Here is a 2,923-nt window from a genome sequence, read left to right on the forward strand (position 1 = left end):
ATGTTGCGCATGCCGACCGACTGTTCCTCGCGCAAGCCCTTGCGACGGCGGTCGGCCTCGACCGCAAGCCGGGCGCGCTGTTGCGCACGCAGTTCGTCGCGTTCCAGCGCAACGGATTTCATGCGTGACTTGAGCTGGTTTCCGCCAAACGCCGGCAGCAAGGTGAAGACGGTCGCAAACACCGCTATCGCGACCAGCATCGCGATCAGGAAGCTCGGATCCGTCAGGGTCTTGATGACTTGCTCGGTCATGCCAGCATCCTAGACTTCGAAGTTCATCATCTTGCGCATCACCAGGATGCCGATCAACATCCAGACCGCAGAGCAACCAAGGATCAGGTTTCCGACGCTGGTGTTGAAGAGCGGCATCAGGTAGGCCGGGCTCGACAGGTAGACGAGAAAGGCGACGATGAAGGGCAGCGCACCGATGATCGCGGCGGACGCCTTCGCTTCCATCGACAGCGCCGCGACCTTGGCTTTCATCTTCTTGCGATCGCGAAGCACGCGCGAAAGATTGCCCAGCGCCTCGGAGAGATTGCCGCCGGCCTGCGACTGTATCTGGATAACGATGCCGAAGAAGCTTGCCTCGGTGCAAGGCATGGTTTCAGGCATGCGCAAGGTCGCGTCGGGGATAGAGAGGCCCATCTGCTGTGAATCGACGATACGGCGAAACTCGGTCTTCACGGGTTCGGGCGATTCGTTGGCGATCAGGCGCACGGCGTCGTTCAGCGGCAGGCCGGATTTGACCGCGCGCACGATGATGTCGAGCGCGTTTGGAAATTCGTTGAGAAATGCCTTGACCCGGCGGGCGCGACGAAACGTGACGAACCAGCGCGGCAGGCCCAGCCCCCCGGCCAACAGCACGCCCGGCAAGGCGATCAGCGGGGCTCCGGCCACAAAGGCGACAATCATCAAAACGATGCCGCATACGGCGGAGTATATATAGAAACGCTCGATGGTGGTCTTGAGGCCGGCCTGACGAAGCTGGGCTTTCAGCGGCGGTTTCTTGACGCGGCTGTCCTTGGTTTTCTGCTTGGCGTCGAGTTCGTTAAGAGAATCCTGAACCGATTTGCGCCGCTTGACGGCTTCCGCCACGCGGTCGCGCGAGGCTTTGACGACGGAGCGATCCGTCTCGGCGGTCCTGATCGTTTCGAGCCGCTTGCCAACCTGTTTCTCGTTGCTGATGCGGGTGAACAGAAATGCATAAGCGACGGCGCCGGCGCTGAAGCCGGCGAGCACGACAAACGCCAGTACTGTGCCGTCAATTCCAAACATTGGCCCGAACCCTTACACCCCAGCATGCGTCAGTCAGCGCGTTTCTCCATCGCCTCGAGCGCAATGGCGAGACGCTGCTCCTCGCCGTAATAGCGTGCGCGCTCCCAGAAATGCGGACGGCCGATGCCGGTCGATACGTGCTCACCCAACAGCCGGCCGTTGGCGTCCTCGCCCTTGATGTTGTAAAGGACGATATCCTGCGTGATGATGACGTCGCCTTCCATCCCGATCACCTCGGTGATGTGGGTGATGCGGCGCGATCCGTCGCGCAGGCGCGCCGCCTGGATGATCACGTCGATGGAACCGACGACGATTTCGCGCACTGTCTTCTGCGGCAGCGAATAGCCGCCCATGGCAATCATGGATTCGATACGGTTGAGGCATTCGCGCGGGCTGTTCGAGTGGATCGTGCCCATCGAGCCGTCATGGCCGGTGTTCATCGCCTGCAGAAGATCGAACACCTCGGGTCCGCGCACTTCGCCGACGATGATGCGCTCTGGCCGCATGCGCAGACAGTTCTTGACCAAGTCGCGCATCGTCACCTCACCCTCGCCCTCCAGATTGGGCGGGCGGGTTTCGAGGCGCACCACATGCGGCTGCTGCAATTGCAGCTCGGCCGAGTCTTCGCAGGTGATGACGCGCTCCTCGCGGTCGATATAGTTGGTCAGGCAATTGAGCAGCGTCGTCTTGCCCGAACCGGTGCCGCCCGAGATCACGATGTTGCAGCGAACACGACTGATGATCTTGAGAACTTCGGCGCCCTGCGGCGAGATGGCGCCGAACTTGACCAGCTGATCGAGCGTCAGCTTGTCCTTCTTGAATTTGCGGATGGTGAGCGTGGCGCCATCGATGGAGAGTGGCGGCGCGATGACGTTGACGCGGGAGCCGTCGGGAAGGCGCGCGTCGCAGATCGGGCTGGATTCGTCGACGCGGCGGCCAACCTGGCTGACGATACGCTGGCAGATGTTGAGGAGCTGCTGATTGTCACGAAAGCGGATACCGGTCTGTTCGACCTTGCCGTTGACTTCGATGTAGACGTTCCTGGAGCCGTTGACCATGATGTCGGCGATGTCGTCGCGGGCGAGCAGCGGCTCGAGCGGCCCATAGCCGAGCACGTCGTTGCAGATGTCCTCGAGCAGCTCTTCCTGCTCGGCGATCGTCATTGCGAAGTTCTTGATCGCGATGATGTCGTTGACGATGTCGCGGATTTCCTCGCGCGCGCTTTCAGGGTCAAGCTTGGAAAGCTGCGACAGATCGATGGTGTCGATGAGCGCGGAGAAGACCTGGCTCTTGGTATCGTAATAAGTTTCGCTCTTTTCGCGCTGTGCCCGCTTCGGCTCAGGCGCCAATGGCGGTGCCTCGACCGCACGGCGCGCCGGCGGCGCGACAGGCGCGCTTGGCGCCGCCGTGGGCCGGGTCAGAACCGCTGTGTCCATGGAACTTGCAGCCGGCGGCGCAACAGGCGCCGGTGCTGGCTGGCGAAATTCCGGCGTGAACCGGTTGCCGTCGTCGCTGCCTCTTTTACCAAACATGATCGACTACCGATTCCACTGCTGAAGCGTCACTTCTTGTTGCGCGAGAGCTTGCCGAGCAGGCTGCCGAGCCCGGCCTTCTTCTTGATCTTGATTTCGCTGCGCCCGGTCAGCACA

Annotated in this window: 2 protein-coding genes and 1 pseudogene; all 3 read right to left on the bottom strand. The window is 61.6% G+C overall.

Translation table 11 applies throughout. The features are described 5' to 3' along the window. Positions 1-251: pseudogene (locus EN964_RS30615) on the bottom strand (type II secretion system F family protein); the annotation flags it as partial. A gap of 9 nt (positions 252-260) precedes the next feature. Beyond that, positions 261-1,274 (bottom strand): type II secretion system F family protein, encoded by a 1,014-nt coding sequence (locus EN964_RS30620; protein ID WP_127270235.1) that lies wholly within the window; start codon positions 1,272-1,274, stop codon positions 261-263. Positions 1,275-1,303: 29 nt separating this feature from the next. Further along, a complete protein-coding gene (locus tag EN964_RS30625) occupies positions 1,304-2,806 on the bottom strand; it encodes a CpaF family protein (RefSeq protein WP_127270234.1) in 1,503 nt (500 codons plus the stop codon). Positions 2,807-2,923: the final 117 nt, after the last annotated feature.

It is taken from the genome of Mesorhizobium sp. M7A.F.Ca.CA.001.10.2.1, assembly GCF_003998575.1.
Lineage (GTDB): Bacteria > Pseudomonadota > Alphaproteobacteria > Rhizobiales > Rhizobiaceae > Mesorhizobium.

Excerpts from the sequence above, each read along its gene's own strand:
- EN964_RS30625 (WP_127270234.1), bottom strand. The coding sequence starts at position 2,806 with ATGTTTGGTAAAAGAGGCAGCGACGACGGCAACCGGTTCACGCCGGAA.
- EN964_RS30620 (WP_127270235.1), bottom strand. The coding sequence starts at position 1,274 with ATGTTTGGAATTGACGGCACAGTACTGGCGTTTGTCGTGCTCGCCGGC.